This window comes from Pseudomonas lini, assembly GCF_001042905.1.
Taxonomy (GTDB): domain Bacteria; phylum Pseudomonadota; class Gammaproteobacteria; order Pseudomonadales; family Pseudomonadaceae; genus Aquipseudomonas; species Aquipseudomonas lini.
Genome location: NZ_JYLB01000009.1, coordinates 132,964 through 159,279, shown reverse-complemented (window position 1 = coordinate 159,279; position 26,316 = coordinate 132,964). Strand labels below are relative to the sequence as shown.

At 58.5% G+C, this 26,316-nt stretch carries 30 protein-coding genes and 2 tRNA genes; 15 read left to right on the top strand and 17 right to left on the bottom strand.

Annotated features, from left to right (window positions below; all coding sequences use genetic code 11):
- Positions 1-2: 2 nt before the first annotated feature.
- Together TU81_RS23980 and TU81_RS23975 are read right to left on the bottom strand one after the other, a co-directional pair.
- A tRNA-His gene (locus TU81_RS23980) sits at positions 3-78 on the bottom strand.
- A 32-nt stretch (positions 79-110) separates the two neighbouring features.
- Positions 111-187: transfer RNA gene (locus TU81_RS23975), tRNA-Arg, on the bottom strand.
- Positions 188-461: 274 nt separating this feature from the next.
- Between TU81_RS23975 and folD the strand changes: the two genes are divergently transcribed.
- Together folD and pbpG are read left to right on the top strand one after the other, a co-directional pair.
- Positions 462-1,316, top strand: a complete 855-nt coding sequence (gene folD / locus TU81_RS23970) for a bifunctional methylenetetrahydrofolate dehydrogenase/methenyltetrahydrofolate cyclohydrolase FolD (protein WP_048396825.1) — start codon at positions 462-464, stop codon at positions 1,314-1,316.
- Positions 1,317-1,553: 237 nt separating this feature from the next.
- Complete coding sequence (pbpG, locus tag TU81_RS23965) at positions 1,554-2,492, top strand: D-alanyl-D-alanine endopeptidase (RefSeq protein WP_030130814.1); 939 nt, start codon at positions 1,554-1,556, stop codon at positions 2,490-2,492.
- A 65-nt stretch (positions 2,493-2,557) separates the two neighbouring features.
- On the opposite strand, the gene TU81_RS29830 is transcribed toward pbpG, so the two are convergent.
- The 3 genes from TU81_RS29830 to TU81_RS23955 form a co-directional block, all read right to left on the bottom strand.
- A complete protein-coding gene (locus TU81_RS29830) occupies positions 2,558-2,782 on the bottom strand; it encodes a hypothetical protein (protein WP_080772108.1) in 225 nt (74 codons plus the stop codon).
- Between the two features lie 12 nt (positions 2,783-2,794).
- Complete coding sequence (locus tag TU81_RS23960; protein WP_038982402.1) at positions 2,795-3,010, bottom strand: DUF6021 family protein; 216 nt, start codon at positions 3,008-3,010, stop codon at positions 2,795-2,797.
- A gap of 93 nt (positions 3,011-3,103) precedes the next feature.
- Complete coding sequence (locus TU81_RS23955) at positions 3,104-3,832, bottom strand: cysteine peptidase family C39 domain-containing protein (RefSeq protein WP_048396823.1); 729 nt, start codon at positions 3,830-3,832, stop codon at positions 3,104-3,106.
- A 171-nt stretch (positions 3,833-4,003) separates the two neighbouring features.
- Here TU81_RS23955 and TU81_RS23950 point away from each other — a divergent pair, with 171 nt between their 5' ends.
- Positions 4,004-4,174, top strand: coding sequence for a hypothetical protein (locus tag TU81_RS23950; protein WP_173667522.1), 171 nt, complete (start codon positions 4,004-4,006; stop codon positions 4,172-4,174).
- A gap of 138 nt (positions 4,175-4,312) precedes the next feature.
- Here TU81_RS23950 and TU81_RS23945 read toward each other — a convergent pair whose 3' ends face one another.
- Together TU81_RS23945 and TU81_RS23940 are read right to left on the bottom strand one after the other, a co-directional pair.
- Complete coding sequence (locus TU81_RS23945; RefSeq protein ID WP_048396819.1) at positions 4,313-5,062, bottom strand: TerC family protein; 750 nt, start codon at positions 5,060-5,062, stop codon at positions 4,313-4,315.
- A gap of 28 nt (positions 5,063-5,090) precedes the next feature.
- Complete coding sequence (locus TU81_RS23940) at positions 5,091-5,333, bottom strand: hypothetical protein (RefSeq protein WP_048396818.1); 243 nt, start codon at positions 5,331-5,333, stop codon at positions 5,091-5,093.
- Between the two features lie 166 nt (positions 5,334-5,499).
- On the opposite strand from TU81_RS23940, the gene nhaR reads away from it, so the two are divergent.
- Positions 5,500-6,399: a transcriptional activator NhaR gene (gene nhaR, locus TU81_RS23935; protein ID WP_038982398.1), complete on the top strand. Its 900-nt coding sequence runs from the start codon at positions 5,500-5,502 to the stop codon at positions 6,397-6,399.
- A gap of 4 nt (positions 6,400-6,403) precedes the next feature.
- Here the strand turns inward: nhaR and TU81_RS23930 are convergent, their stop codons facing one another.
- On the bottom strand, positions 6,404-7,558 hold the full coding sequence (locus TU81_RS23930) for an MFS transporter (protein ID WP_038982397.1): 1,155 nt from the start codon (positions 7,556-7,558) through the stop codon (positions 6,404-6,406).
- Between the two features lie 331 nt (positions 7,559-7,889).
- On the opposite strand from TU81_RS23930, the gene sstT reads away from it, so the two are divergent.
- On the top strand, positions 7,890-9,140 hold the full coding sequence (gene sstT, locus TU81_RS23925; protein WP_038982396.1) for a serine/threonine transporter SstT: 1,251 nt from the start codon (positions 7,890-7,892) through the stop codon (positions 9,138-9,140).
- A gap of 215 nt (positions 9,141-9,355) precedes the next feature.
- Here the strand turns inward: sstT and TU81_RS23920 are convergent, their stop codons facing one another.
- A complete protein-coding gene (locus tag TU81_RS23920) occupies positions 9,356-9,865 on the bottom strand; it encodes a DUF1993 domain-containing protein (RefSeq protein ID WP_007901777.1) in 510 nt (169 codons plus the stop codon).
- Positions 9,866-10,005: 140 nt separating this feature from the next.
- On the opposite strand from TU81_RS23920, the gene TU81_RS23915 reads away from it, so the two are divergent.
- Entirely contained in the window at positions 10,006-10,653 is a 648-nt protein-coding gene (locus TU81_RS23915; RefSeq protein ID WP_048396815.1) for a YceH family protein, read from the top strand.
- A gap of 175 nt (positions 10,654-10,828) precedes the next feature.
- Here the strand turns inward: TU81_RS23915 and TU81_RS23910 are convergent, their stop codons facing one another.
- Both TU81_RS23910 and TU81_RS23905 read right to left on the bottom strand, forming a co-directional pair.
- Positions 10,829-11,347 (bottom strand): cupin domain-containing protein, encoded by a 519-nt coding sequence (locus tag TU81_RS23910; RefSeq protein ID WP_038982393.1) that lies wholly within the window; start codon positions 11,345-11,347, stop codon positions 10,829-10,831.
- Between the two features lie 64 nt (positions 11,348-11,411).
- The gene (locus TU81_RS23905) at positions 11,412-12,230 is read right to left on the bottom strand and encodes a shikimate 5-dehydrogenase (RefSeq protein ID WP_048396813.1); all 819 of its coding nucleotides are present in this window, start codon (positions 12,228-12,230) and stop codon (positions 11,412-11,414) included.
- A gap of 239 nt (positions 12,231-12,469) precedes the next feature.
- Here TU81_RS23905 and TU81_RS23900 point away from each other — a divergent pair, with 239 nt between their 5' ends.
- The 3 genes from TU81_RS23900 (at position 12,470) to TU81_RS23890 (ending at position 13,518) form a co-directional block, all read left to right on the top strand.
- Positions 12,470-12,847 carry a hypothetical protein gene (locus tag TU81_RS23900; RefSeq protein WP_038982391.1) on the top strand — a complete coding sequence of 126 codons (378 nt, stop codon included), beginning with the start codon at positions 12,470-12,472 and terminating at the stop codon, positions 12,845-12,847.
- Between the two features lie 193 nt (positions 12,848-13,040).
- Positions 13,041-13,235 (top strand): hypothetical protein, encoded by a 195-nt coding sequence (locus TU81_RS23895; protein WP_030131554.1) that lies wholly within the window; start codon positions 13,041-13,043, stop codon positions 13,233-13,235.
- A 100-nt stretch (positions 13,236-13,335) separates the two neighbouring features.
- Positions 13,336-13,518, top strand: coding sequence for a hypothetical protein (locus tag TU81_RS23890; protein ID WP_038982390.1), 183 nt, complete (start codon positions 13,336-13,338; stop codon positions 13,516-13,518).
- Here TU81_RS23890 and TU81_RS23885 read toward each other — a convergent pair.
- Complete coding sequence (locus tag TU81_RS23885) at positions 13,515-14,576, bottom strand: AI-2E family transporter (protein WP_038982389.1); 1,062 nt, start codon at positions 14,574-14,576, stop codon at positions 13,515-13,517. The two genes, TU81_RS23890 and TU81_RS23885, sit on opposite strands and share 4 nt — an antisense overlap.
- A 176-nt stretch (positions 14,577-14,752) precedes the next feature.
- Here TU81_RS23885 and trhP point away from each other — a divergent pair, with 176 nt between their 5' ends.
- On the top strand, positions 14,753-16,078 hold the full coding sequence (gene trhP, locus TU81_RS23880; RefSeq protein ID WP_048396951.1) for a prephenate-dependent tRNA uridine(34) hydroxylase TrhP: 1,326 nt from the start codon (positions 14,753-14,755) through the stop codon (positions 16,076-16,078).
- 183 nt (positions 16,079-16,261) lie between these two features.
- Here the strand turns inward: trhP and TU81_RS23875 are convergent, their stop codons facing one another.
- Positions 16,262-17,125 (bottom strand): LysR family transcriptional regulator, encoded by an 864-nt coding sequence (locus tag TU81_RS23875; protein ID WP_038982388.1) that lies wholly within the window; start codon positions 17,123-17,125, stop codon positions 16,262-16,264.
- A 96-nt stretch (positions 17,126-17,221) separates the two neighbouring features.
- On the opposite strand from TU81_RS23875, the gene TU81_RS23870 reads away from it, so the two are divergent.
- Positions 17,222-18,133 carry a DMT family transporter gene (locus tag TU81_RS23870; protein ID WP_048396809.1) on the top strand — a complete coding sequence of 304 codons (912 nt, stop codon included), beginning with the start codon at positions 17,222-17,224 and terminating at the stop codon, positions 18,131-18,133.
- A gap of 220 nt (positions 18,134-18,353) precedes the next feature.
- Here the strand turns inward: TU81_RS23870 and TU81_RS23865 are convergent, their stop codons facing one another.
- The gene (locus tag TU81_RS23865) at positions 18,354-18,596 is read right to left on the bottom strand and encodes a hypothetical protein (RefSeq protein ID WP_038982386.1); all 243 of its coding nucleotides are present in this window, start codon (positions 18,594-18,596) and stop codon (positions 18,354-18,356) included.
- 92 nt (positions 18,597-18,688) lie between these two features.
- Entirely contained in the window at positions 18,689-19,402 is a 714-nt protein-coding gene (locus TU81_RS23860; RefSeq protein ID WP_038982385.1) for a FadR/GntR family transcriptional regulator, read from the bottom strand.
- 366 nt (positions 19,403-19,768) lie between these two features.
- Here TU81_RS23860 and TU81_RS23855 point away from each other — a divergent pair, with 366 nt between their 5' ends.
- On the top strand, positions 19,769-21,115 hold the full coding sequence (locus TU81_RS23855; protein WP_038982384.1) for an MFS transporter: 1,347 nt from the start codon (positions 19,769-19,771) through the stop codon (positions 21,113-21,115).
- Positions 21,116-21,140: 25 nt separating this feature from the next.
- Positions 21,141-22,484, top strand: coding sequence for a glucarate dehydratase (gene gudD / locus TU81_RS23850; protein ID WP_038982383.1), 1,344 nt, complete (start codon positions 21,141-21,143; stop codon positions 22,482-22,484).
- Positions 22,485-22,605: 121 nt separating this feature from the next.
- On the opposite strand, the gene TU81_RS23845 is transcribed toward gudD, so the two are convergent.
- Positions 22,606-23,478, bottom strand: a complete 873-nt coding sequence (locus tag TU81_RS23845; RefSeq protein ID WP_038982382.1) for a LysR family transcriptional regulator — start codon at positions 23,476-23,478, stop codon at positions 22,606-22,608.
- 159 nt (positions 23,479-23,637) lie between these two features.
- On the opposite strand from TU81_RS23845, the gene ampC reads away from it, so the two are divergent.
- Positions 23,638-24,792: a class C beta-lactamase gene (gene ampC, locus TU81_RS23840; RefSeq protein ID WP_313848421.1), complete on the top strand. Its 1,155-nt coding sequence runs from the start codon at positions 23,638-23,640 to the stop codon at positions 24,790-24,792.
- Between the two features lie 334 nt (positions 24,793-25,126).
- Here the strand turns inward: ampC and TU81_RS23835 are convergent, their stop codons facing one another.
- Positions 25,127-25,660: a DUF4174 domain-containing protein gene (locus tag TU81_RS23835; RefSeq protein WP_048396805.1), complete on the bottom strand. Its 534-nt coding sequence runs from the start codon at positions 25,658-25,660 to the stop codon at positions 25,127-25,129.
- Positions 25,661-25,838: 178 nt separating this feature from the next.
- Here TU81_RS23835 and TU81_RS23830 point away from each other — a divergent pair, with 178 nt between their 5' ends.
- Complete coding sequence (locus TU81_RS23830; RefSeq protein ID WP_038982379.1) at positions 25,839-26,207, top strand: VOC family protein; 369 nt, start codon at positions 25,839-25,841, stop codon at positions 26,205-26,207.
- Positions 26,208-26,316 lie beyond the last annotated feature (109 nt).

Here is a 26,316-nt window from a genome sequence, read left to right as displayed (position 1 = left end):
TATGGGGTGGACGATGGGGATCGAACCCACGACAACGGGAGTCACAATCCCGTGCTCTACCAACTGAGCTACGCCCACCATATCGCGTTACTTGTGCCAAAGCTGCCTAATGGCGCACCCGGCAGGACTCGAACCTGCGACCATCCGCTTAGAAGGCGGATGCTCTATCCAGCTGAGCTACGGGCGCCTTGTTAGCTGTAACCTTGAAGGACTACAAACTAAGTGCTTTTCAGCCTTGCAGAACTTCGATTCTGCTAGACCTTCTCAACCAGTGCTAGGCTGTGCCCGACAAGTGCGACGAATAGTATAGAGCGCCCCGAAGGTCGTCAAATCCTTTTTAAAAAAAATTCATTTAATTAAAGGGCTTAGAGGAATTTGCAGACCAAGCGCCTTTGCCCTCACCTCATGACATGCGAGAATGCGTTCTCTTTTTTTCCCCTCTCGATGGTTAATCACGCGCAATGACTGCACAACTAATCGACGGCAAATCGATCGCCGCCAGCCTGCGCCAGCAGATCGCCAAACGAGTCGCCGAGCGTCGCCAGCAAGGCTTGCGCACACCCGGCCTCGCGGTGATCCTGGTCGGCAGCGATCCTGCCTCTCAGGTTTATGTCTCGCACAAGCGTAAAGACTGTGAAGAGGTCGGCTTCCTTTCCCAAGCCTATGACCTGCCTGCCGAAACCACTCAAGAAGCACTGACCGATCTGATCGATCGTCTTAACGACGACCCGGCGATTGACGGCGTTCTGCTTCAGCTGCCTTTACCTGAACACCTGGACGCCTCCAAATTGCTGGAGCGCATTCGTCCTGACAAGGATGTCGACGGTTTCCACCCTTATAACGTCGGCCGTCTGGCCCAGCGTATTCCGCTGCTGCGTCCGTGCACTCCTAAAGGCATCATGACGTTGCTGGAAAGCACCGGCACCGATCTGTACGGAATGGACGCGGTCATTGTCGGGGCTTCCAACATTGTTGGCCGTCCGATGGCGATGGAACTGCTGTTGGCCGGTTGCACCGTGACCGTTACCCACCGTTTCACCAAGGATCTGGCGGGCCATGTCGGTCGCGCCGACCTGGTGGTGGTTGCCGCCGGCAAGCCGGGCCTGGTCAAAGGTGAATGGATCAAGGAAGGCGCGATCGTGATCGACGTCGGCATCAATCGTCAGGAAGACGGCAAGCTGGTCGGCGACGTGACCTACGAAGCCGCCCTGCCCCGCGCTGGCTGGATCACTCCGGTACCGGGTGGCGTTGGCCCGATGACCCGCGCCTGCCTGCTGGAAAACACGCTGTACGCCGCGGAAACACTGCACGGCTGAGTTCACGCTGGCTTGCAACGCCGCATAAAAGAACCCCGCCCATCGCGGGGTTCTTTTTGCACGCATAAAAAGCTCGACCATCCGCCGGAAAAGCCTGTTTTTCTCAGGTTCCGAGGCACTTTCACCTGAACATCGAACAACCATCGACAGTTCTTCAGCCATACTCCTAAAATGCGTCGTTTTTCAAGGAACAGCCCGTTACAAAACGGTATATCCACCCTTTATGAGTCCGCCAGCGTGAAAATCCGTCTTTCTATCCTGAGCCTATTTTTTGCATTTACAGGGACTTTCACCACGCCAACGGTTAACGCAGCAGAAACCACCGCAGCACCCCGAGACATTTCACAACTGAAGATCGCTTCCGGCAGCGCTTTGCTGATGGACATGCAAACCAACAAAGTCATCTATGCCAGCAACCCTGACGTCGTAGTGCCAATCGCGTCCGTCAGCAAACTGATGACCGGCCTGGTGGTGGTAGAAGCCCGGCAAAACATGGACGAATACCTTTCCGTCAACATCAGCGACACCCCGGAAATGAAAGGCGTGTTTTCCCGAGTCAAACTCAAAAGCGAATTGCCGCGCCGAGAGATGCTACTGATTGCGCTGATGTCATCGGAAAACCGGGCTGCCGCGACGCTGGCCCATCACTATCCGGGCGGTTATGTCGCGTTCATTGCCGCCATGAACGCCAAAGCCAAAGCGCTGGGCATGACCAGCACCCACTTTGTCGAACCGACGGGCCTCTCTCCGCGCAATGTGTCCACCGCCCGCGACCTGAGCAAATTGCTGATCGCCGCACACAAGTACCCGCTATTGACTCAGCTGAGCACCACCAAGGAAAAAACCGTCAGATTCCGTAAACCCAACTACAGCCTGGGCTTCCGCAATACCGATCATTTGGTCAACAAGCCCAACTGGGACATCAGGCTGACCAAGACCGGTTTCACCAACGCAGCGGGGCATTGCCTGGTACTGGTCACCCACATGGGCGACCGTCCGGTTGCACTGGTGATCCTCGATGCCTTCGGCAAGTACACGCACTTTGCCGATGCGAACCGGATTCGCAGCTGGATGGAAACCGGCAAGAGCGCCAACGTGCCGTCCGTCGCCTTGCAGTACAAGTCCGACAAGAATCTCAAGCATCGCCAGAGCGGCGTGGTTGAAGCATCGAAATAAGGTCGAAACGCCTCCAAACGGTCCACAAACAAAAGCCCCGAATATTCGGGGCTTTTTTGTCCGGATTAATCATTGGGCAACGGCATCTGATCGTCATCCGGAATGCCATCCCCGGCACTCGGGTCTTTCCAACCCTGCGGATGCTTCGTCGGCACCACTGTCGGCCTGGCCAACGGGTCCCTTAACGGGCTGTCCGGATCCATCACCGGATCCACATCTGCTTCGGGGGTTGTTGGAACACTGTCTGGAGGATCTGGACGCTTGTCGTCGAAGCTCGAATCGGTAGACATATGCACCTCACATTAGGACTTGGGTTTCAGATCGCCAAGTGGATCGTAAGGCTTCGCCGGGGCCTTCTTGCCCTCCTCACCCGGCTTTATATCCCTGGGCGCCTTGGCGGGCCCGATGGGATCGACCTGAGGATCGGCAACGTCCGGAGAATCGGGGTCGAACCCCAACTCAGTATCGGACGAATGCTCAGACGAGTGCGGGCCGGTGGGGGTATTGGAATGTGCCATGGCGCCTCCTGTTCAGGGTCCCGGAAAAATCCGGGCCCTCTACTTGAGACTTCAGCATAGCGTGGCGGTGCCATGCCGATGACGAGCGGAAACTTACTTCGTGGTCAGCGCCTTCTTCGCCCGGGCTGCCGCCTGCTCCTGACCTGACTGGGCAAGATCGCTCGCCGCTTTCAGCCAGCGCTGCTGATCGACATTGGCCGGAATCTGGTCCGGCTTCTGGATCAATATGGCCCAACCGCCGGCATTCTCGAATGCTGATTCAAAGGAACTGAACCCCATCAGCAACCGACGATCCATCCCGGCGCGCAGCAGCACGGTCTGCTTCTGACGGTTGTAACCGGCGAGAATGGCGTACCGGGGCTCCGCCCAGAATGCCGAGCCTTCGGTGAAGCGCACCATTACCGGATAACCGGCCGCAACCTGGGTCAGCAGCGCCGGCAAATGGCTGTCGAGGGGATAGACCACCATCCCGTACTCGCGCGCGAGGTTCTGCATGTTCTGCTGCAAGCGATCTTCGGCACCCGGCAAATGCAGAGGTTTGTCGAGCAACCCCGGGGTTATCACGATGCCCTGCCGGGACAGCAGGCTGGCCAGCACTTGGGGCCCGCTTTGATAACTTTGCCCTCGGTAAAACGTACCGCTGAGTTCGACCCGCTCTGGCAGACGCTTGATCTCAGGCGCCACGCTCCCCGCACAACCAGCCAGGCCGGCGATGCAGCCAACGATCAGCATCAAAGATCGAATTCGAGAAAATACCCGCACCATCATCACTCTCTTGTTCAGACGCCAGGCAATCGCACGCCTGGCTTTGCCGTCGATCATAGGATGCCGCGCTGCAGCGGTATAGCCTTAACCGGCAGTTGATTGCATTCGATAGAGCGAACTGGTTGGTGACAGGCGACCTTTGGTCAATTGTCTGAAATACAGCAGCGGCTAAACTGTCCTTTACCAAGGATGAGTGTGTGCCCGATGCAGGGCAAAGAGGAGGCACTGATGAGCCTGACAATGACCATTGTAATGTTGATTTCCGGCTGGCTGGCCGTGGCCACCGCCATGCTGTGGGGCGTTTTGCGTATTACCCGCCGACACCATCGCCACCCGGTTCAATCGGCGCCTGTGGCGAAAACCGGTCAGCCGGCTGCCCACCCCGCCACTGCGCACTGATTGGACATGTAGGAGCCAGGCTTGCCGGCGAAGGCGTCCTCAAGAACGCCTTCGCCGGCAAGCCTGGCTCCTACGAAAAGCGGTTCATTGGCCGCCTGGACTCTTTCGAGTTCAGGCGGCCGTTTCGTTTAACGATGGTTAAGCTTCAGCGGCGATGCGCTTCTGCCTGGCCCGACGCGACAGCATGTTCAAGCCTTCGATCGTGGCCGAGAACGCCATGGCCGCGTAGACGTAGCCTTTCGGTACGTGGGCGCCAAAACCTTCGGCGATCAGCGTCATGCCGATCATGATCAGGAAGCCCAGCGCCAGCATCACTACCGTCGGGTTGTCGTTGATGAACTTGGCCAGAGGGTCGGCCGCCAGCAACATCACCAGTACCGACACCACCACCGCGATGATCATGATCGGCAAATGCTCGGTCATGCCGACAGCGGTAATGATGCTGTCGATGGAGAACACCATGTCCAGCAGCAGGATCTGACCAATCGCAGCGGCAAAGCCCAGGGTCACGGTCGAGGTAGCCGACTTCGGATCATCTGGCGCCGGGTCCATGCTGTGATGGATCTCGGTGGTCGCCTTCCACAACAGGAACAGGCCACCGGCAATCAGGATCATGTCCTTCCAGGAGAACGCGTGGCCGAGAATCTCGATCACAGGCTCCGTCAACTGGACGATGAACGCGATGGTGCTCAACAGTGCCAGGCGCAGGATCAACGCCATGCCGATACCGATGCGCCGCGCCTTCTGGCGATGCTGTTCGGGCAGCTTGTTGGTGAGGATCGAGATGAAGATCAGGTTATCGATGCCGAGCACGATTTCCATCACCACCAGCGTGGCCAGGGCGACCCACGCAGTGGGGCTTGCAGCAAGTTCTAAAAGGTATTCCATGGGTCAGTCCTGACTCGTTGTAGACGGTTTAGATTTCCTGGGACGAAGATTCGGGTTTGTCCGTCTCTTTGGCCGGTTGTTCTTTCTTGCTGATCAAACCGCTCGTGGCATCGCTAAGCGCTTGCTCGGCCGCTTTATGGGTATCGTCAATCGCCTGTTTGGCGGTTTCGGCGGCCTTGCCCATCAATTGCTGAGCGCTTTTCTCGGCCTGGTCGCAACCGGCCAACACCAGTAAAGACGTGATCAGCAGTGCCGTGGTTTTAAGCTTCATGATGCTTCCCTCAAATAGAACAGACAGAACCGGAAAGGCGATCCGTCGATAGCGAGGCATTCTAAGGAAGCAAACACTTCAGGAAAATTCGTATTTTTAGCGGCTATACTTCGGTTTTAACGAATCCATATCTTCATCTGCAGCTCCTGCCCCGGAATATAAATAGATGCTTAATTATCGACAGCTGCATTACTTCTGGGTGGTGGCCAAGACGGGCAGCATCGTGCGCGCCTGCGAGCAACTGAACCTGACGCCACAGACCATCAGCGGGCAGATTTCCCTGCTCGAGCAAACCTATGGCATCGAGTTGTTTCGTCGGGTCGGCCGGCAGCTGGAACTCACCGAAGCCGGGCGTCAGACCCTGCCCTACGCCGAGCAGATGTTTCAGCTCGGGGGCGAACTGGAGTTGATGCTGCGGGCGCAGCCCAATGAACAACAAATCCTGTTTCGGGTAGGAGTCGCCGACGTAGTGCCCAAATCCATCGTCTATCGCCTGATCGCTCCGACCATGGAGTTGAGCGAGCCCCTGCGTATCACCTGTCGCGAAGACAAACTGGAACGCTTGCTTGCCGACCTGGCGATTCAACGCCTTGATCTGGTGATCTCCGACAGCCCGATGCCCTCTAATCTGGACATCAAGGGCTACAGCCAGAAACTCGGTGAATGCGGCATCAGCTTCTTCGCCACCTTTGATCTGGCCGCGCGATATGGCCAGGACTTCCCCCGCAGCTTGCACGGCGCCCCGTTGCTGATTCCCGGACCGGAAACCGTGGTGCGTAGTCGCTTGCAACGCTGGTTTGCCGAACAGCAGATCCAGCCGCGGATCGTCGGCGAGTTCGACGACAGCGCCTTGATGCAGGCCTTCGGCCAATCCGGCAGCGGGATATTCATCGGCCCGAGCGTGATTGCCGACGAAGTGAAACGCCAATGCGACGTGGAGCTGATCGGTCAGACCGACGCGGTGCGCGAGTCGTTCTACGCCATCTCGGTGGAACGCAAGGTCAAGCACCCCGGCATTGTCGCCATTACCGAAGGTGCCCGACGCGAGTTGTTCGTCGAGATGTGAGGCGTCAGGCGTAGATTTCGCGAGGTTTGAAGGTCATCAGCGCCATCGCCAACAGGATCGAGACCAGGATAAAACCAGCCGCCGCGAAACCCAGTCCGCCCAGGCCCACACTGTCGATCACCCGCCCACCGACCATCGCGCCCAGACCGATTCCGAGGTTGGCCCCGGCGATGTTCAGCGATGCAGCAAAGGCCGGAGCCTCAGGCGCAGCCTTCATCAGGCGCACGTGGCTGACCAGGAACAGCGCGGCCTGAGTCACGCCCCAAATCCCCATCGCTGCCGCCAGACCGAGGGGCGAATGAATGTTCGGCACCAACGCCACCATGCCGGCGATCATGAAGGCACAGAACGTCACTGAAGCGATTAGCGGATGCCGATCCACCGCGCGACCGCCCAATGAATTGCCGATCAAGCCGACCGCACCGAAGCCCATCAGGCACCAACCGACCACCGTGCCGTTGAAACCGGCCAGCCGCTCAAGAATGTCCGCCAGGTAGGTGTAAGCGGTGAACATGCCGCTGAACACCAGGATCGATAACAGCACATGCCCCAGCATCAACGGGCTACGCAGGATTCTGAACTGCGAACGGAAGCTCACTTGATGCTGGTGCAGGTTGGTTTTCGGCAGGTAGATAAACAGCAGCAACGCCTTGGCAAACGCGATGACCGCCAGAATGCCGAAAGCACTGCGCCAGCCGAACGCATCGGAAATCAGCGTACCCACCGGAATGCCGAACACCGTGGCGCAGACAATGCCGAAACCGATCTTGGAGATGGCCCGCCCGGCGTAGTCCGGCCCGACGATGTCCACTGCGGTTTCACTGGCCAACGCCCAGAACACCGGCAACCCCAGCGCCGGAATCAACCGGGCGATGGCCATCACCCCGATGTTCGGCGCCAGCGCCGCCAGCGTGTTGGCCAGGCCGAACATGATCAGCACACTGATAAACAGTTTGCGGCGTTCAAATCTGGCGAAGTAGGCGGTCAGGAACGGTCCGAAAGCGGCCACGGTAAAAGCGAACAGGGTCACCAGCAAACCCGCTTGAGGGATGCTGACGTCCAGATCACGCGCGATTGCCGGCAACAGGCCGACGATGATGAATTCCGTGGTCAACACCGTAAAACCGGCGGCGGACAACAGAAGAATGGGCAACAGCATGCAGAAACTCCAGGAAAACGACGACACCAGCGACAGCCCGAAGGCTCACTGGCAGAACTTGAAAATGAGGATGGCGAAGCTTAACAGAGTGTTTCCGGACGAGGTTGCACGAACCTGCAAATCGCGTTGAGCAATCGGGTGGCAGATCGTCACAGGTCTGAAGGATCACGGCTACGCTGTGATAAAGTCCGCGGCCCGCGGTACTTATACTTTGCTCATCGGCCATTGATTGGCATTGATGTAGCGACCCTTCGGTTCCCTCCATGTGGCCTGCCCGGCTTTTTGCTGCATGAGCAGAACCCTGCACCCTAATAAAATCAGAGATGCCGTTATGACCGCTTCATCCCCTTCTCTCTTGCAACGCCTGAAACGCAGCAGCCTGGTCACGCAAATCATCATCGGCCTGATCGCCGGGATTGCCTTGGCGCTGTTCGCGCCTGAGCTGGCCAAGTCCACCGCCTTCATTGGCAAAGTGTTCGTGTCGGCGCTCAAGGCTGTCGCGCCGATTCTGGTGTTCGTGCTGGTCATGGCCTCGATTGCCAACCACAAGCACGGCCAGGAAACTCATATCCGGCCGATTCTGTTTCTGTATTTGCTGGGCACTTTCGGGGCGGCCGTGGTGGCGGTGATCGCCAGTACACTGTTCCCGTCGAGTCTGGTGCTATCTACTCAGGATGTTGCGATAACCGCACCGGGCGGCATCAGCGAAGTACTGCAAAGTCTGTTGCTCAGCGTGGTCGACAACCCGGTCAGCGCACTGATGAACGCCAACTTCATCGGCATTCTCGCTTGGGCGATCGGCATGGGTGTTGCGATTCGCCATGCCGGCGAGACGACGCGCGAAGTACTGGGCGATCTATCCAATGGCGTGACCTTGATCGTGCGTCTGGTGATTCGCTTTGCGCCGCTGGGGATCTTCGGCCTGGTGGCCTCGACCCTCGCCACCTCCGGTTTCGGCGCCTTGATCGGCTACATGCATCTGCTGGCCGTGTTGCTGGGCTGCATGCTGTTCGTGGCACTGGTGATGAACCCGGCCATCGTGTTCTGGAAGCTGCGTCGCAACCCGTATCCGCTGGTACTCACCTGCCTGCGCGAGAGCGGTATTACTGCCTTCTTCACCCGCAGTTCGGCGGCGAACATTCCAGTCAATCTGGAGTTGAGCAAGCGCCTGGGCCTGCACGAAGATACCTATTCTGTGTCGATCCCGCTCGGCGCCACCATCAACATGGCCGGTGCCGCGATCACCATCACCGTGCTGACCCTGGCTGCCGTGCACACGTTGGGCATCGCCGTGGATATTCCGACAGCCATCCTGCTCAGCATCGTCGCGGCGATCTGTGCCTGTGGCGCCTCGGGCGTGGCCGGCGGTTCGCTGTTGCTGATTCCGCTGGCGTGCAGCCTGTTCGGCATCCCGAGTGAAATCGCCATGCAGGTGGTGGCGGTCGGTTTCATCATCGGTGTGTTGCAGGACTCGGCGGAAACCGCGCTGAACTCCTCCACCGACGTGCTGTTCACCGCGGCCGCGTGTCAGGGTGAAGAACTGAAGACCCAGAAAGCCCGGGAAGCTCAGCGCTTGGCGTAACAACGCCCCTGTAGGAGCCAAGCTGGCGCGGAACCTGTGGGAGCGGGCTTGCTCGCGAAGACGGAGTGTCAGTCGACATCATCGTTGCCTGATACACCGCCTTCGCGAGCAAGCCCGCTCCCACATTTCGTCGGCAAGCCTGGCTCCTACAGAAGACAAAACGAAAAAGCCCGCCAAGGCTTACACCTTGGCGGGCTTTTTTGCGCCTGGGCGGTTTAGAACGCGCCCATGTAATCGCGCTTGCCCACTTCCACACCGTTGTGACGCAGCAGTGCGTAAGCGGTGGTGACGTGGAAGAAGAACTGCGGCAAACCATAGCTCAGCAGGTAAGCCTGGCCAGTGAAGCGTTTCTCTTTAGGCGTGCCTGGACGGGTAACGATCTCGATGCCTTCCTTGCCGTCGATCTGCTCGGGCTTGATCTCGCCGATGAAGGCCAGGACCTTGGCGATCAACGCTTGCAGTTCGGCGAAGGTGGTTTCGGTGTCGTCATATTTCGGCAGTTCGACTTCAGCCAGACGCGCCGAAACGCCTTTGGCGAAATCAACGGCGATCTGCACCTGACGTACCAGCGGGAACATGTCCGGGTACAGACGGGCTTGCAGGAACGCGTTCGGATCAATGTTTTTCGCGGTAGCGTGGGCTTCGGCCTTGCTCAGGTTATTGCTCAGGGCATTGAGCATTTGCTGGAAAACCGGAACGGAAGCGGCGTACAGGGAAATAGTCATGGTGGTCTCGTGTGGTGACAGGAGTAAAAACGTGGAGCGATTATAGCCATGCCCGACCGCCCTGCGGCTTGTCTTTTATCCTGCAAGGATTAGGCTAGGCGGCTTCGACTGCATGCTTCGACTGCATAGGGAAAAGCGCGATGAGCACTGAACAAGAAACGACCTGCGACGAACCGCGGCTCAACAGTACGGAAATTCGCATTCTGGGCTCGTTGATCGAGAAACAGGCCACCAGCCCGGAAACCTATCCGCTGACGCTCAATGCGCTGGTGATTGCCTGCAACCAGAAAACCAGCCGCGAACCGGTGATGAACCTGAGCCAGGGCCAGGTCGGCCAGAGCTTGCGCGTTCTGGAAGGTCGTGGTTTTACCAGACTGGTGATGGGCAGCCGTGCCGACCGCTGGGAGCATCGGGTCGACAAAGCGCTGGAACTGGTGCCGGCGCAGGTGATTTTGACGGGGCTGTTGTTCCTGCGCGGCCCGCAGACGGTCAACGAACTGCTGACCCGCAGCGGCCGCATGCATGACTTCGAAGATGCCGAGCAGGTGGTGCATCAGCTGGAACGCCTGATCGCCAGAGGTCTGGCGCTGTTGATCCCGCGCCAGGCTGGTCAACGCGAAGACCGTTACATGCATGCGCTGGGCGATCCGGCGGATATCGAAGCGATCCTGGCTGCCCGGCAGAATCCGGTGGAGCGTGGCACCAGTGGCGGTGTGTCGGTTGAGCGAATCGAAGAGCTTGAAGCGCGGATTGCGGCACTGGAAGAGCGACTGGCACGTCTCGAATAAATAGCCAGAGGGCGGACCTCTGTGGCGAGGGGGCTTGCCCCCGTTCGGCTGCGAAGCAGTCGTCAATCGATGACTGTGTTTTTTTCTGAAGTAATACACTGAGTGGTTTTGGGAGCGCTTCGCGCTCCAACGGGGGCAAGCCCCCTCGCCACAGGTCCGTGTTCACTCCAAGTTGCTACTCGCCATCCCAATAATCCACGCCATCAGCCTGCCTGGCGACGGCGACGAAGCCCGAAGCATTGCCCTCGGCATCGACCTTGAAGTCGTCCATCACCACGTATTTGCCGGAATCCGGGTATTCGCAAATGTCCGGTGATTGCTGGCTACTGACCGCCAGATAGCGCAATTCGCCGTTGCTGGTGTTGATGATCTGGTGCGCAGCTTCAGGACCGCCCGCCGGGCAGGCGATCACGTCGCCGGCGCGGATCGGAAAGCGTTCGGCGCCAAGGCGAACCTCCCCTTCCCCGGCCACGATGTAGAACATCTCTTCATTAACCCGATGGCTATGAAAAGGACTGCCGCGCATGCCTGGCTCCAGGGCGTACAACCGATAACCCAGCTTTTGCGCGCCCAATTGCTGGCCGATGCGGGCAAAGCGTTGTTGGTAGCGGCCGGCAGCGTCTCCGGTGGGAGCAAATTCTTCGGGCAGCGGTAAAAGTTCGGCCTGATCCAGGTTGAGAATGGCGGGATGCATGAAAACCTCGGTCACGGTGGCTGGCCCGCGAAGGGGCCAGTACATTCAATAAAAATCGGGACGATCAGCTCCGGGCAAACGCCACAGCTTTCTGGAACTGTTCATCGGTCGGCCGCACGCCGGTGTACAGCACGAACTGTTCCAGCGCCTGGATCGCAATCACTTCCAGCCCGGTGATCACCCGTTTGCCTTCGGCACGACCGCGCACGATCAACGGTGTTTCCGAGGGGATCGCCACCACATCGAAGACAGTTTCAGCGGCAGCAATAGCGTCAGGCTCGAACGCCAGTTGATCCGCTTCGGGCCCGCCGGTCATGCCGATGGGCGTGACGTTGATCAGCATTTGCGGGCGTTGAGTGCCCAACTCCGCCTGCCAGTGATAACCCAACGATTCAGCCAAAGCACGCCCGGCACGCTCGTTACGGGCCACGATCACGCCGTTTTTGTAGCCACCATCACGCAAGGCACTGGCCACAGCCTTGGCCATGCCGCCACTGCCGCGCAGGGCAAAAGTCGAATCCTTGGGAACCTGATGGGTTTCAAGCAACTGGGCAATGGCGATGTAATCGGTGTTGTAAGCCTTGAGGTGACCGTTGGTGTTGACGATAGTGTTGATCGATTGAATAGCCTCAGCCGATGCATCCAGCTCATCGACCAATGCGATACAAGCTTCCTTGAACGGCATTGACACCCCGCAACCCCGGATTCCCAAGGCGCGGATGCCGCCAACGGCGCCCGGCAAGTCCTGGCTGCTGAAGGCTTTGTAGTAGAAATTCAAGCCCAGTTGTTCGTACAGATGGTTATGAAACCGCAGGCCAAAATTGCCGGGGCGCCCCGAGAGTGACATGCACAGCTGAGTGTCTCTGTTGGGGTTCATCTGCATTGGAATCTCCTTCAATAGCACTTTCGGATGGACGGGATTAGCCACTCCACCGGTTCTGATTGATCATAAAAGCCAGTCTGCACCTGGCACACAGCCGTAAAGAAGCCGGTACAGACCTTACACAAAATTTACCCAACGGCTGTGCTGATTTTCAAAAAAATGCTGTCTTAGAAGTATCCCCGCGACAACTTGTGTCTATTGCAGACGCGAGCGCCGGGTCGAAGAACCGAGGACTTATCATGATCCGTAAAATCCCCACAGTAGCCTTGCTGATCGGTGCTCTCGCTATCGCAGGGCAGGCAGAAGCAGGTGGTCGTGGTCATGGCGGCTGGGAAGGTCCGGCTGTGTTTGGTGCGATCGTCGGCTCGGCAATCATTGGCTCAGCAATAATCGGCCGCGACCGTCCAGTGTATGTGGAGCAGCCGGTTTACGTGCAGCCACAGCCGGTGTACATACAGCAACCGCCACCGGTCTACTACCAACCAGCCCCGGTGTACGTGCAACAACCCATCTATTACCGCCCTGCACCGGTTTACTACGGGCCGCCACGCGGTTACGGCCCACCACGCGGCTATTACGGCCCTCCCCATGGTTATTATCGTGGCGACCGCTGGTAACACGCTCATCAGGCCCCGCTTAAAAGCGGGGCCTTTTTTGTGACCATTGGCAGGAGGAGGTCTGAATAAATCTCGCCAAGGTCGCTGTCGAGACAGTACCGACCGGTAAAGTTGGTCATATTTATGTCATGTCAGGTCCGCAAGCTTGGATCTGTCCGTAAACAACAGGTTGATAAAAACAAGGACGACCTTCATGCCCACACAAAACCCGCATCGCATTGTCGGCTTGTGCACTTCCGGCAAGGTGTACAACGCACTGACCGAACTCAAACACCTGGAAGGCCATCGCAGCGCAAAATTCCTCTCGCTGCTGGCAGAAAACCTGGTGCGCAAAGGCCTGCTCAATGAGCAGGAAGTGGTGCATATGCTCGATCAAGTGGTGGATTGACCGCAGAACTCATTGGCATCAATGACGACTATCGAAAGCGTTGATTGTCCGTTCAAGCGTCCAATCCGTAAGGTAGCTCCATAGATTAATGGAGGTACTTATGGCTCAGGTTCAGATCATGTCCGTCATCGGCAGCGCCGTTCCCGCACAGCTCAGAGCGCGAGGATTGCTTGCCTGTTGGTATCTGGTGCAGGACGGCGAACCGATCAGCGGTCCGCTCACTTCGCTTCCCGCCGCCCAAGCCCTGTCGCAACGTATCGGTTCAGGCCAGCTCAGTGCTTAAGGCAACTGAACCCGCGGCTTGGCATCGACGAAAATTGCCCAGCTCGACACGAACAACGCAGCAATCAACGGCCCGATGACAAAACCGTTCAGGCCGAAAATCGCCAGGCCACCCAGGGTCGAGATGAGGATCAAGTAGTCGGGCATTTTGGTGTCCTTGCCCACCAGCATCGGCCGCAAGACATTGTCCACCAGGCCGATCACAAATATCCCGAACAACACCAGCACCGTGCCCTGCCAGATCGCCCCGCTGAGCAGGAAGTATGCCGCCACTGGTATCCAGACAATCCCCGCTCCCACCAACGGTAACAGCGACAGAAACGCCATCAACACCGCCCAGAGCAAAACGCTCGGGATACCCAGATACCAGAAGATAAAACCGCCCAACGCACCTTGTGTGATCGCCACCACCACATTGCCCTTCACCGTGGCCCGCACCACACGATTGAACTTGAGCTGCAAGCGGCGCTTCTGGTTATCTTCCAGCGGTATGGCCGCACGTACTTTGCGCGCCAGTTCGGAGCCGTCCCGCAGGAAGAAAAACAACAGATACAGCATGACGAAGAAGCCCACCACGAATTCGAACGTTCCCTGACCAAAACTGAACGCCTTGGTCGCGACAAACTGGCTGCCTTGCATAGTGCTCTTGATGATTTTTTCCCGTAGCCCGGCCAGCTCGCCCATGCCGAAACGATCGAGCAAGTTTTGAACGTACGGCGGCAGGCTTTGCTTGAACTGTGACACATACCCGGCAATGTCCAGTTCGCCGCTTTCGATTCTGCTGTACAGCGACGCGCCTTCCTGAACCAGCAAGGTACTGATGGTGATCACCGGCAAGATGGCGATCAGCACACAGAGAATCAAGGTGCACAAGGCCGTCAGGTCGCGTGGCCAGCCGAACCTCAACTGCAACTGATGCTGCAAGGGCGCAAACAGAATGCCAAGGATGACCGCCCAGAACACCGCGCCATAGAACGGCAGCAGAATCCAGATAAAGGCGATGCTCACCAGCGTCAGCAAGACCATCAACGATGTGTTTTGCAGTTTCGTTTCGTTCATGTCCGATCCATGTCAGTGCGCAGGGGCGCCGTTTGCGCGTCCTGATATTTAGTCCGCCACGGCTCGCGCGAGTGCCATCCGTTTATTCATCAAGCATAGATCCAGATCAATAAACCCCGCGGGCAAGCCGCTTACCCTTGCCGGCTTTTGCGATCGACACTGCCATGACCAGCGCCATGACGCTCACGCCCCCGGAACTGCTCGCCCCTGCCGGCACCCTGAAAAACATGCGTTATGCCTTCGCCTACGGCGCCGACGCGGTGTACGCCGGCCAGCCGCGCTACAGCCTGCGGGTGCGCAACAATGAATTCGATCACGCCAACCTCGCGCTTGGCATCGCCGAGGCCCAGGCTCAGGGCAAGCGCTTCTATGTGGTGGTGAACATCGCCCCGCACAACGCCAAGCTCAAAACGTTCTTGAAGGATCTGGAACCGGTGATCGCCATGGCGCCGGACGCGCTGATCATGTCCGACCCGGGCCTGATCATGCTGGTGCGCCGGCACTTCCCGCAGATGCCGATCCACCTCTCAGTGCAGGCCAACACGGTGAACTGGGCCAGCGTCGAGTTCTGGCAGCAACAGGGCTTGAGCCGGATCATCCTGTCCCGCGAACTGTCGCTGGAAGAAATCGCCGAAATCCGCAAGCACGTCCCGGCGATGGAGCTGGAAGTGTTTGTGCACGGCGCGTTGTGCATGGCCTATTCCGGGCGCTGTCTGTTGTCGGGCTACATGAACAAGCGCGACGCCAATCAGGGCAGTTGCACCAACGCCTGTCGCTGGAAATACTCGGCGACCCCGGCCAGCGAAAATCAGCTCGGCGAAATCGTTCAGCAGTTCCGACCCGAACCGACCCTGGGCATCGGCGCGCCGACCGATCAAGTATTCCTGTTGCAAGAAGCCAATCGCCCTGACGAATTGATGCCGGCATTCGAGGATGAACACGGCACCTACATCATGAACGCCAAAGACCTGCGTGCCGTCCAGCACGTCGAGCGCCTGACGCAGATGGGCGTGCATTCATTGAAGATCGAAGGCCGGACCAAATCGCACTTCTATTGCGCGCGCACCACCCAGGTGTATCGCCGCGCGATCGATGATGCGGTGGCTGGCCGGGCGTTTGATCGCAGCTTGATGACCGATCTGGAATCCCTGGCGCAGCGCGGCTACACAGAAGGCTTTCTGCGCAGGCATGTGCATGACGAATATCAAAATTATCAGAACGGCAGCTCGGTTTCAGAGCGCCAACAGTTCGTGGGCGAGTTGACCGGTGAACGCCGGGATCGACTGGCCGAGGTGCGGGTGAAGAATCGCTTTGGTCTGGGTGATCACCTGGAACTGATGACGCCCCAAGGCAACTTCCACTTCGATTTGCATCAGCTGCAGAACGTCAAAGGCGAGGCGATTGAAGTGGCGCCGGGGGATGGGCACACGGTGTATTTGCCGATTCCGGATGCGGTGGATTTGCGTTTTGGGTTGTTGATGCGGGATGTCAGCGTGAGTTAGATAATTTGAGCGCCGAGAACCTTGTGGGAGCGTGGCTTGCCCGCGAAGAATGCACCGCGGTTTTTCAGGTATTACGTGTCATCGTTCTTCGCGGGCAAGCCACGCTCCCACAGATTCTGCGTCTTAACTTACCGCTATTAGGGCAAGCCCCCTCACCACAGCAAGCTGCTTCACCACAAATGGTCAGGCAAACTCCTCGCGCAACATCGCCACAAACGCCTCTCGCGCCGGGTGAACCCCGGCGTTTTCATGCCAGTAAAACAGGTTGTCGATAGCCGTCAGCTCGGGGAACTCATACCCCGCGCACCCCGCCCCTTTGGCGTACTGATCGAAGATCCCTTTAGGCACCAGCGCGACGCCGGCCCCGGCGCTGACGCAGCCGACAATCGCGCCATAACTGGCCAGACTGACAATCGGCAACGCCTGCCCTTGACGCAACAACCAATGTTCCAGCGCCGCCCGATAAGGACAACCCTGAGGCCACATGAAGACGGTCTTGTCCTGCAAATCGGCGATATCGCGCACCGGCCCCAACGACGTCGACGCAATCAGCAGCAGCTCTTCGCGGTACATCGGCGTGCGCTTGAGATGTGAACGCTCGACATCCACCGCGACGATCGCGCCGTCGAGCCGGTGATTGAGCGTGTCATCGAGCAATTGCCCCCAACTGCCGGTGGTCAGTTCCAGCGCAACGCCGGGATAGCGCTTGTGAAACTTGGCCAGTAAACGCGGCAATCGACCGGTCGCCGACGATTCGATAGCGCCGATGCGCAGCGGCCCGGATGGCTCGGCTGAGGGATCCAGTGCGCGTTTGGCTTCAGCCGTCAGCGCGAGAATTTTCGAGGCGTAAGCCAGAAAGGTCTGCCCCGCCGGGCTGATTCGTAACCCTCGGCCTTCGCGCAGAAACAACGCGACACCCAGCTCGGTTTCCAGCGACTTGATGCGCGCTGTGATGTTCGACGGCACACAGTGCAGCAACTCAGCCGCCCGGGCGATGCTGCCGACGTCGGCGACGGTCTTGAACATGCGAATCTGCGCCAGCTCCATACATCACCCAAAGTGAATAGTTGGCGCAGTATAAGTCAGTTGTGGCGAACGGTCAGGCTTCCGATACTCGGTGCATACGCCCACAGGTGCCCGACCATGAAGCCACTCACACCCTCCTCTCATCTCTCCGTCAAAATCATTCTGGCGATGGCGTTTGTCGTCGCCTGCTGGGGGTATTCCCCGACCGGTATTCATATCGGTTTGCAGGCCTATGACCCGGGGCATCTGGCGCTGCTGCGGTTTTTGGTGGCATCGGTGTTCATGGCGGTGCTCGCCGTGTTCCGAGGCATCCGCCTGCCTAACCTGCGCGACTGGCCGCTGCTGATCGTGCTCGGTTTCTTTGCCGTGAGCCTGCATCACGTCGCACTGAATTTCGGCCAGCAAGGGGTCAGCGCCGGGGCGTCCAGTGTGCTGGCGCAAACCACGCCGTTGTTCAGCACGCTGCTGGCGCGTTTCGTATTCAAGGACCGAGTGAGCGTGTGGCGCTGGGGCTGCGTGTTGCTGGGTTTGACCGGCGTGGTAATTGTGGTGGCCGGTGATCATGGAGTGGGGAGCATCGACGCTCGCGGCTTGCTTATTTTGCTGGCGGCAGTGTCTTGGAGTTTCTACTTTGCGTTGCAGAAGCATCAGTCCGGGCGCTATGACGGGTTGACGCTGGTCTGCTACACCGTCTGGTCGGGGACGGCATTGTTGCTGATTTATCTGCCGGGACTGGCGAGCGAAATCGTCAGCGCGCCGCTTCATGTGCAATGGGCAGTGGTTGCATTGGGCGTGTTTCCCAGCGCCCTCGCCTACCTGGGCTGGGCGTTTGTGTTGACTCATGTGGACTTGAGCCGGGCGACGATGACGATGTATCTGATTCCACCTACTGCGATGGCCATTGCGTCTGTTGGCTTGGGCGAGCAGCCGACGTTGATGGTGGTGGTGGGTGCGGTGGTGGTGCTGGTCAGTGTGTTGGCGTTGAATCTGGAGCGGCGGTTTTTTGGGATTCAAGTGGCCAGTGTTTGATCGCTGATTGGTGTTGATGCGTCTGGCGCCTTCGCGGGCAAGCCTCGCTCCTACAGGTGATCTCCGATGTTCATGAGGTCACTGTGGGAGCGGGCTTGCTCGCGAAGGCGATGTATCAGGCGACATCAATGTTGATTGTGCCGCCGTCTTCGCGAGCAAGCCCGCTCCCACATGGATTGCGCTTAACTTACCGGCATTAGGCACATCGGCCGGGTTTCGTTTATCGCCTGTCGTCGGACAATGGCGTTTCTTCATCCGGCGCCGGAATGTCGTCATCCAGATCCGGGTCCAGAGCAGGGTCCCTCCAGTCTTCTGGACGATCAACGTCCGTATCGGTCGGGTCTCGCGAAGGATCCATGCCGGGTGGTGCATCGTGATCCATCGACGGATCGTCCCTATCGGGAATGGGTCTGTCAGGGTCGTTATCGGAAGTTCCACCCTGAAGAATTTGCTCGTAAGCCATGACGCACCTCACTGATGAGGTCCAGCGAATCTGGGCCGTACAGGTTGGAAACGAGCCTGTAAAAGGGGTGCTATCGAGGAGACAAACGGCGGCTACCGATCAGCCGAAAAGCGGTCGCGACTGTTAGTCAGGTGCAACCACATCGCCGCCCGCGCCGCGTCCGGGTCCTGGCGCTTGATGGCGTTGAGAATCGCCTCGTGTTCGAGGTTGGCGAGTTGCCCGAGCTTGCTCAAATCCGCCGACCCACGCTCGGCGGCATTGACGCGGGTCCGGGGGATCATGGCGCTGCCCAGGTGCTGCATGATCTCGGTGAAGCACACGTTGCCGGTGGCTTCGGCGATCAGCAGATGGAAGCGTTTGTCCGCCTCGACGCAGCTGTCGTTGTTGGCCAACAGGCTTTGATAGTCATCCAGCGCTTCACGCATCTGCGCCAATTGCTGGTCTGTGCGACGCACCGCTGCCAGCGCGGCGGCCTGGGTTTCCAGGCCCATGCGCAACTCCAGAATACTGCGCACGCCCAGCGCGGTATCGACGTTCAGTCGCAGCCCCTGATCCGGTGCACGCTCGAGGACAAAAGTACCGATGCCGTGACGGGTTTCCACCAGCCCCGAAGCCTGCAACTTCGAGATTGCCTCGCGCACCACCGTGCGACTGACGCCGTGTTCCTGAACAATCGAGTTCTCCGATGGCAGCTTGTCCCCCGGAACCATCTGGCCGAGCAGGATGCTCTGGGTCAGTTTGCTCACCAGATCATGGGCAAGGTTATGGGCACGCTTGCGCGCGGGTGCGTCGATGTCTTCTTGCATGGTGATTTATCCGTAAAGCAGGTATCCGGATCGTAGCACTGCGCTCGCCTCCCGGTGATCGGAATTTCAACAAAATGCCGCCAAACTTGTATGACAACACTCAACAAACACACTAAAACAGACGATTTTAACTATCGAATCCAGGCGCTCCGTCCCGATAAATAAAAAATTGGCGACTGAACAGACCACGGCATAGCCCAACAAATACTCCACACAAACCCGCAAAACGAATAAAAACCCTGCCACCTAGCACCATTTCGTTGAGAGACGACACTTGCCGACTAAAAAAATCTAGTTGTATGATGTCTATCAACAACGCAGCACCCAGCCACACCCCGCATAAAAATAACGAGTGGGAGAAAAGCAGTGAATACATCCATATCCGGGATGAACGAGGGCGCCGATTCGGTCCTGAAGTCCGCCATCTCAAAAGTGAAACGCCACGTCCTGCCGCTGTTCGTGATCATGTTCATCGTTAACTACATCGACCGCGTGAACATCGGCTTCGTCCGCGCCCATATGGAACATGACTTAGGAATTGGCGCTGCCGCCTACGGCCTCGGTGCCGGTCTGTTCTTCATCGGTTACGCGCTGTTCGAAGTCCCCTCCAACATCCTCCTGCAAAAAGTCGGCGCACGAATCTGGCTGACCCGCATCATGCTGACCTGGGGCCTGGTGGCCTCCTGCATGGCATTCATCCAGAACGAAACCCACTTCTACATCCTGCGGTTTCTGCTCGGCGTGGCCGAAGCCGGTTTCTTCCCCGGGGTGATTTATTACTTCACCCGCTGGTTGCCCGGCGTCGAACGCGGCAAGGCGATTGCGATCTTCCTCAGCGGCTCGGCCATTGCGTCGCTGATCTCCGGCCCGCTGTCCGGGTTGCTGCTGCAAATCAGCGGTTTGGGCATGCACGGCTGGCAGTGGATGTACTTCATTGAAGGCATGTTCTCGGTCGGACTGTGCGTGTTTGTCTGGTTCTGGCTGGACTCCAAACCCCACGACGCCAAATGGCTGACCCTTCCTGAGCAGGACGCACTGGTCAAAGCTATCGATGACGAACAACTGGCCCGCGAAGCCGCGACGCCGATCAAACCGTCGCTGGGCACGCTGCTCAAGGATCGCCAGATCATCCTGTTCTGCGTGATCTACTTCTTCATTCAGTTGACCATCTACGCCGCGACCTTCTGGCTGCCGAGCATCATCAAGAAGATGGGCGACCTGAGCGACATTCAGGTCGGGCTGTTCAACTCGATTCCGTGGTTGCTGTCGATCGTCGGCATGTATGCCTTCGCCACGTTGTCGGCCAAATGGAAACATCAGCAAGCCTGGGTCGCCGCTGCGCTGCTGATCGCTGCCGCCGGGATGTTCATGTCCACCACCGGCGGGCCGATCTTCGCCTTCGTCGCCATCTGCTTCGCCGCGCTGGGTTTCAAATCGGCATCCTCGCTGTTCTGGCCGATTCCCCAGGCGTACCTGGATGCACGGATTGCTGCTGGTGTGATCGCGCTGATCAACTCGGTGGGCAACCTCGGTGGCTTCGTTGCGCCGACCACCTTCGGTCTGCTGGAAGAACACACCGGGTCGATTCAGGGCGGGCTGTACGGCCTGGCCGCCACGTCGATCATCGCCGCGATCATCGTCTTCGCCGCGCGCAATAAACCGAAACCCGCACCGGCCGTTGCCTTGGGCAAACCTTCGCCCCGTCACGCCTGAATACCTGCTTTTCAAGGACATAAAAATGAACACACAAGAAACCGCAAAAGCCCCAATCATCACCAGCATGCAGGTTGTTCCCGTGGCTGGTCACGATGGCATGCTGCTCAACCTGAGCGGCGCCCATGGCCCGTTTTTCACCCGCAACATCGTGATCCTCAAGGACAACGCCGGCCACACTGGCGTCGGCGAAGTGCCGGGTGGCGAGCGTATTCGTCAGACGCTGGAAGATGCGCGCGCACTGGTGGTCGGCAGCACCATCGGCACATACCAGAAGATCCTCAATCAAGTGCGCCAGACCTTTGCCGATCGCGATGCCGGTGGTCGCGGCCTGCAGACCTTCGACCTGCGCATCACCATTCACGCGGTCACCGGCCTGGAAGCCGCCCTGCTCGACTTGCTCGGTCAGCACCTGGACGTACCGGTCGCGGCCCTGCTCGGCGAAGGTCAGCAACGCGATGAAGTGAAGATGCTCGGTTACCTGTTTTATGTCGGTGATCGCAACGAAACCGATCTGGCCTACCGCAGCGAACCGGACGCCGACAACGACTGGTTCCGTGTGCGTCACGAAAAAGCCATGAGCGCCGACGCCGTGGTGCGCCTGGCCGAGGCCGCCCACGCTCGTTATGGTTTCAAGGACTTCAAACTCAAGGGTGGCGTGTTGAGCGGCGACGAGGAAATCGAAGCGGTCACCGCCCTCGCCGAGCGTTTTCCCGATGCGCGCATCACCCTAGATCCGAATGGCGCCTGGTCGCTGAAAGAAGCGGTCCGCCTGTGCCGGGATCAACATCACGTTCTCGCTTACGCCGAAGACCCTTGCGGTGCGGAAAACGGTTACTCCGGCCGCGAAGTCATGGCCGAGTTCCGTCGTGCCACGGGCCTGAAAACCGCGACCAACATGATCGCCACCGACTGGCGGGAAATGGGCCATGCGATCCAGTTGCAATCGGTGGATATTCCCTTGGCCGACCCGCACTTCTGGACCCTGCAGGGCTCGGTTCGAGTCGCGCAGATGTGCCACGAATGGGGCCTGACCTGGGGCTCGCATTCCAACAACCACTTCGATATTTCCCTGGCGATGTTCACCCACGTCGCGGCGGCTGCGCCGGGTGAGATCACCGCCATCGACACCCACTGGATCTGGCAGGACGGCCAACGCCTGACCAAAGCGCCGCTGCAAATTGTCGACGGCTGCGTGCAGGTGCCGAAAAAACCTGGCCTGGGGGTTGAGCTGGACATCGATCAACTGGCCAAGGCCCATGAGTTGTACAAAGGCATGGGGCTGGGCGCGCGGGATGACAGCGTGGCGATGCAGTTTCTGATTCCGGGGTGGACGTTCGATAACAAGCGGCCGTGTCTCGTGCGGTAACCCTGAAACACATGCAATCCCTGTGGGAGCGGGCTTGCTCGCGAAGGCGGTGTGTCAGTCAACATCAATGTTGAATGTGATGGCCCCTTCGCGAGCAAGCCCGCTCCCACAGGGTTTTGTATTAAAGCGAAGCTTGCAGCAACCAGTCCTTGAACGCTGCCATCGCCGACGTTTCAGGGCGCGACTGCAAGCGGGTCAACCAGTAGCTGCCCGTGGTGATCCCGATGGCGAACGGTTGCTCGATTACGCCTGCGGCCAGTTGCCGGGAGAACATCAAGGGCGGCGCCAATGCTACGCCCGCCCCTTGTAACGCCGCTTCCATCATCGCCAGCGAGGAATCGAAGACGATGCTTCTCGGCGGTGCCGCATGGATTGAGAGCCCGGTTGCCTGAAACCACTCCGGCCACTCATCCGTGCGATAGGAGCGCAACAGCGTTTGCTGCAACAGATCGGCCGGTGTGTGCAATTGCCGCGCAATCTCGGGGACGCAAAGCACCGACAGCGGCGCCTCGATCAACCGTACCGCTTCGATCCCATGCCACGCCCCCGCGCCAAAGCGAATGGCGTAATCCAGGCCTTCAGCGGCCACGTCCACCCGGTTGTTGTTGGTCGACAGGCGCAAATCGATAAACGGATGTTTCGTCTGAAAATCCGCCAGCCGCGGCAACAGCCAGCCGACCGCAAACGTCCCCACCGCCCCCACCGTCAACACCTCGCGAAAATGCCCGCCCTCGAAACGCTCCAGGGTCTCGGCGATCCGGTCGAAGGATTCGCGCAACACCGGCAGCAGGGTTTCACCTTCGCTGGTCAGCATCAGGCCTCGGGGCAGGCGTTTGAACAAAGTCACGTTAAGCTGGGCTTCAAGGCTTTTGACCTGATGACTCACCGCCGCCTGCGTGACACACAACTCCACCGCCGCCCGTGTGAAACTCAGATGACGTGCCGAAGCCTCGAAAGCGCGCAGCGCATTCAACGGCAGATGTGGTCGAATCATGCCCACCCCCAAAATTTTCTAATGGCTCATCCGAAATATCGTCGTTTGTCGGTCTTCGCCAAACTGCATAGATTTGGCTCGCCCAGCAACGGACCGGCTTAAAAACCGCTCGGAGTGTAGCGGTTAACACCACAGAAACTCATGGAAAGTCATTCAATCATGCCTAAAAAGAATCAGAGAAAACTCGCGTCTTACAGCGCTTTCGCACTTCTGCTCGGCGTTAGCCACAGCTTTGCTGACGAGCGCATCGAAGCCATCGTCAAGGCAACCATTGAACCGGTGATGCAGCAACAGCAGATCCCCGGTGTCGCGGTCGCGATTACCGTCAATGGTAAAGCGCATTACTTTAACTACGGCGTGGCCTCGAAAGAAAACGGCAAAGCCGTCACCGAAAACACCCTGTTCGAGATCGGTTCGGTGAGTAAAACCTTCACCGCCACCCTCGCCGCCTACGCGCAGGCGACAGGCAAACTGACCCTGTCGGACAACGCCAGTCAGGTTCTACCGACATTGCGTGGCAGCGCGTTTGACAGGATCAGCCTGCTGCAACTCGGCACCTACACCGCCGGTGGTTTGCCCCTGCAATTCCCCAGCGATGCAGACCATCAGGACAAAATGCTCGGTTATTTCAAGCAGTGGAAACCGACCTACACCGCCGGCACTCATCGCCAGTATTCAAACCCCAGCATTGGGTTATTCGGCTATCTGGCAGCGCAAAGCATGGGGGCGCCGTTCGATGAGCTGATGGAAAAAACCTTGCTGCCGAAACTGGGTCTGAAACACAGCTACCTCAAGGTGCCGCAGGATCAGATGGGGCTTTACGCTTGGGGTTACAACAAGGACAACAAACCTGTGCGGGTCGAACCGGGCGCACTGGATTCTGAAGCGTATGGCGTGAAAACCAGTGCCTCGGACCTGCTTCGCTATGTTGAAGCGAACATGAATCCGACTTCGCTGGAAAAGCCCTTGCAGCAAGCCATCGCCATCACTCACACCGGTTATTACACCGTCGGCGAGATGACTCAAGGGTTGGGATGGGAGTTCTACAACTATCCGGTGACGCTCGACACATTGCTCGTCGGCAACTCGTCGCAGATGGCGATGGAGGCTCATGCCGTCCAACCGCTGAACCCGCCGCAACCGCCACACGATAATGTGCTGATCAACAAAACCGGCTCAACCGGCGGCTTCGGCGCCTACGTTGCCTGTATTCCGACGAAGGACATCGGCATCGTGATCCTGGCCAATAAAAACTACCCGAACCCGGAACGAATCAAAATCGCTCACAAAATTTTGAGTGCGCTGACTGAATAGCCGAATGACTCGGTCCCGTAGCAACTGCCGAGCCTGCGAGGCTGCGTTCGGCCGCGAAGCGGTCGCCATCCAGCGAATGCGGTTTGCCTGAAAGAATGCGGTGGCAGGTTTTGCGACTGCTTCGCAGCCGAACGCAGCCTCGCAGGCTCGCAGCTGCTACGGATGTTCGGGGGATAAACGAAAAAGGGTCAAGACGCAGAACCTGTGGGAGCGTGGCTTGCCCGCGAAGAACGATGATGCGCAACACCTGAAAAACTGCGGTGCATTCTTCGCGGGCAAGCCACGCTCCCACAGGATTTTCGTCGCTCAATTTTCTTAACTTACCAGCGAAAATTCAGTCATCCGGCTGCTCAGGCGGTTTGGCGGGTTTCGCCGGTTTGCCCTTTGCACCTTTGGCCGGTGCAACGTCAGCCACCGGCGCTGGCACCGGTACTGTCGCTTCCTTTTCAGCGGCTGGCAGCGCGTCGATGGTGCTGAAAATCTCTTTCAGCTCGACCACATCTTTTTCAAGCTTCTTTTCGCCGTCCTTGCCAACCAGGATGATTTTGCTCTTCGCCCCGGCGCCCAGTTTCAGCGAGCGGATCAACGCCATCGTCGTTTGCGGGTCAAGGTCTTTGCCGTCGCGCTGACCCATCGTATTGATCACGGTGTACAGCACCATGTTTCGCTCGGTGAAGCCCTTGCGGCTGGCGGGTTCATCCAGGGATTTTTTCAGGCTGACCCAGGTGGGGTCGACCGAACTGGGCGCGATGACAATCAGGGGACGGGCCCTGCCCACGTCTTTAACCAGAGGGGAATCGTCATCGGCGGCGAACAAGGGGCCGACGAAAGCCAGCAGAGTAGCCAGGGTCAAAGACCTGATGAGCATGCGCATCTCCTTTTGATATCCACGCTCTAATGATTGCGCATCGCGGCGAACGTTCCGGGTGAGGCAACGTATTTGTGTTCGCCTTGCCCCAAGCTTAGGTCAGGGCAGTCATTGCGCAACAGCCTGAGCTAATCTCATGGCACGACATGAACGACCTGATTCGCCGTGAGGATTTTCCATGAGCGCTCAGTTGAACCACACCATCGTCTGGTGCCGTGACAAACAGGTGTCGGCCTGCTACCTGACCGACCTCCTCGGCCTGCCCGATGCCGAGCCGTTCGGGCCGATGCTGGTGGTCAAATTCGATAACGGAGTGTCGCTGGATTTCTACAACAACGACCCGCCCATCGCGTCACAACACTATGCGTTCCTGATTGGCGACGAAGACTTCGACGCGGCCTTTGCTCGCCTGCAAGCACGCAAGCAGCCCTGGTGGGCCGATCCTGGCAAGCAACGGCCGAACGAGATCAATGATTACGGCGGTGGCCGACGGGTGTATTTCGATGACCCGGACGGGCATCTGCTGGAGATTTTTACCCGGGAATAGGCAGAACCTGCGGGCTTCTGTGGCGAGGGGGCTTGCCCCCGTTGGGGCGCGAAGCGGCCCTAAAAGCTTTGCGACTGCTTCGCAGCCGAACGGGGGCAAGCCCCCTCGC

Bases quoted from the DNA above. Each gene is read 5' to 3' on its own strand.
- folD (WP_048396825.1), top strand. From the start codon at position 462: ATGACTGCACAACTAATCGACGGCAAATCGATCGCCGCCAGCCTGCGC.
- TU81_RS29830 (WP_080772108.1), bottom strand. From the start codon at position 2,782: ATGTCTACCGATTCGAGCTTCGACGACAAGCGTCCAGATCCTCCAGAC.
- TU81_RS23960 (WP_038982402.1), bottom strand. From the start codon at position 3,010: ATGGCACATTCCAATACCCCCACCGGCCCGCACTCGTCTGAGCATTCG.
- TU81_RS23955 (WP_048396823.1), bottom strand. From the start codon at position 3,832: ATGATCGACGGCAAAGCCAGGCGTGCGATTGCCTGGCGTCTGAACAAG.
- TU81_RS23950 (WP_173667522.1), top strand. From the start codon at position 4,004: ATGAGCCTGACAATGACCATTGTAATGTTGATTTCCGGCTGGCTGGCC.
- TU81_RS23945 (WP_048396819.1), bottom strand. From the start codon at position 5,062: ATGGAATACCTTTTAGAACTTGCTGCAAGCCCCACTGCGTGGGTCGCC.
- TU81_RS23940 (WP_048396818.1), bottom strand. From the start codon at position 5,333: ATGAAGCTTAAAACCACGGCACTGCTGATCACGTCTTTACTGGTGTTG.
- nhaR (WP_038982398.1), top strand. From the start codon at position 5,500: ATGCTTAATTATCGACAGCTGCATTACTTCTGGGTGGTGGCCAAGACG.
- TU81_RS23930 (WP_038982397.1), bottom strand. From the start codon at position 7,558: ATGCTGTTGCCCATTCTTCTGTTGTCCGCCGCCGGTTTTACGGTGTTG.
- sstT (WP_038982396.1), top strand. From the start codon at position 7,890: ATGACCGCTTCATCCCCTTCTCTCTTGCAACGCCTGAAACGCAGCAGC.
- TU81_RS23920 (WP_007901777.1), bottom strand. From the start codon at position 9,865: ATGACTATTTCCCTGTACGCCGCTTCCGTTCCGGTTTTCCAGCAAATG.
- TU81_RS23915 (WP_048396815.1), top strand. From the start codon at position 10,006: ATGAGCACTGAACAAGAAACGACCTGCGACGAACCGCGGCTCAACAGT.
- TU81_RS23910 (WP_038982393.1), bottom strand. From the start codon at position 11,347: ATGCATCCCGCCATTCTCAACCTGGATCAGGCCGAACTTTTACCGCTG.
- TU81_RS23905 (WP_048396813.1), bottom strand. From the start codon at position 12,230: ATGCAGATGAACCCCAACAGAGACACTCAGCTGTGCATGTCACTCTCG.
- TU81_RS23900 (WP_038982391.1), top strand. From the start codon at position 12,470: ATGATCCGTAAAATCCCCACAGTAGCCTTGCTGATCGGTGCTCTCGCT.
- TU81_RS23895 (WP_030131554.1), top strand. From the start codon at position 13,041: ATGCCCACACAAAACCCGCATCGCATTGTCGGCTTGTGCACTTCCGGC.
- TU81_RS23890 (WP_038982390.1), top strand. From the start codon at position 13,336: ATGGCTCAGGTTCAGATCATGTCCGTCATCGGCAGCGCCGTTCCCGCA.
- TU81_RS23885 (WP_038982389.1), bottom strand. From the start codon at position 14,576: ATGAACGAAACGAAACTGCAAAACACATCGTTGATGGTCTTGCTGACG.
- trhP (WP_048396951.1), top strand. From the start codon at position 14,753: ATGACGCTCACGCCCCCGGAACTGCTCGCCCCTGCCGGCACCCTGAAA.
- TU81_RS23875 (WP_038982388.1), bottom strand. From the start codon at position 17,125: ATGGAGCTGGCGCAGATTCGCATGTTCAAGACCGTCGCCGACGTCGGC.
- TU81_RS23870 (WP_048396809.1), top strand. From the start codon at position 17,222: ATGAAGCCACTCACACCCTCCTCTCATCTCTCCGTCAAAATCATTCTG.
- TU81_RS23865 (WP_038982386.1), bottom strand. From the start codon at position 18,596: ATGGCTTACGAGCAAATTCTTCAGGGTGGAACTTCCGATAACGACCCT.
- TU81_RS23860 (WP_038982385.1), bottom strand. From the start codon at position 19,402: ATGCAAGAAGACATCGACGCACCCGCGCGCAAGCGTGCCCATAACCTT.
- gudD (WP_038982383.1), top strand. From the start codon at position 21,141: ATGAACACACAAGAAACCGCAAAAGCCCCAATCATCACCAGCATGCAG.
- TU81_RS23845 (WP_038982382.1), bottom strand. From the start codon at position 23,478: ATGATTCGACCACATCTGCCGTTGAATGCGCTGCGCGCTTTCGAGGCT.
- ampC (WP_313848421.1), top strand. From the start codon at position 23,638: ATGCCTAAAAAGAATCAGAGAAAACTCGCGTCTTACAGCGCTTTCGCA.
- TU81_RS23835 (WP_048396805.1), bottom strand. From the start codon at position 25,660: ATGCTCATCAGGTCTTTGACCCTGGCTACTCTGCTGGCTTTCGTCGGC.
- TU81_RS23830 (WP_038982379.1), top strand. From the start codon at position 25,839: ATGAGCGCTCAGTTGAACCACACCATCGTCTGGTGCCGTGACAAACAG.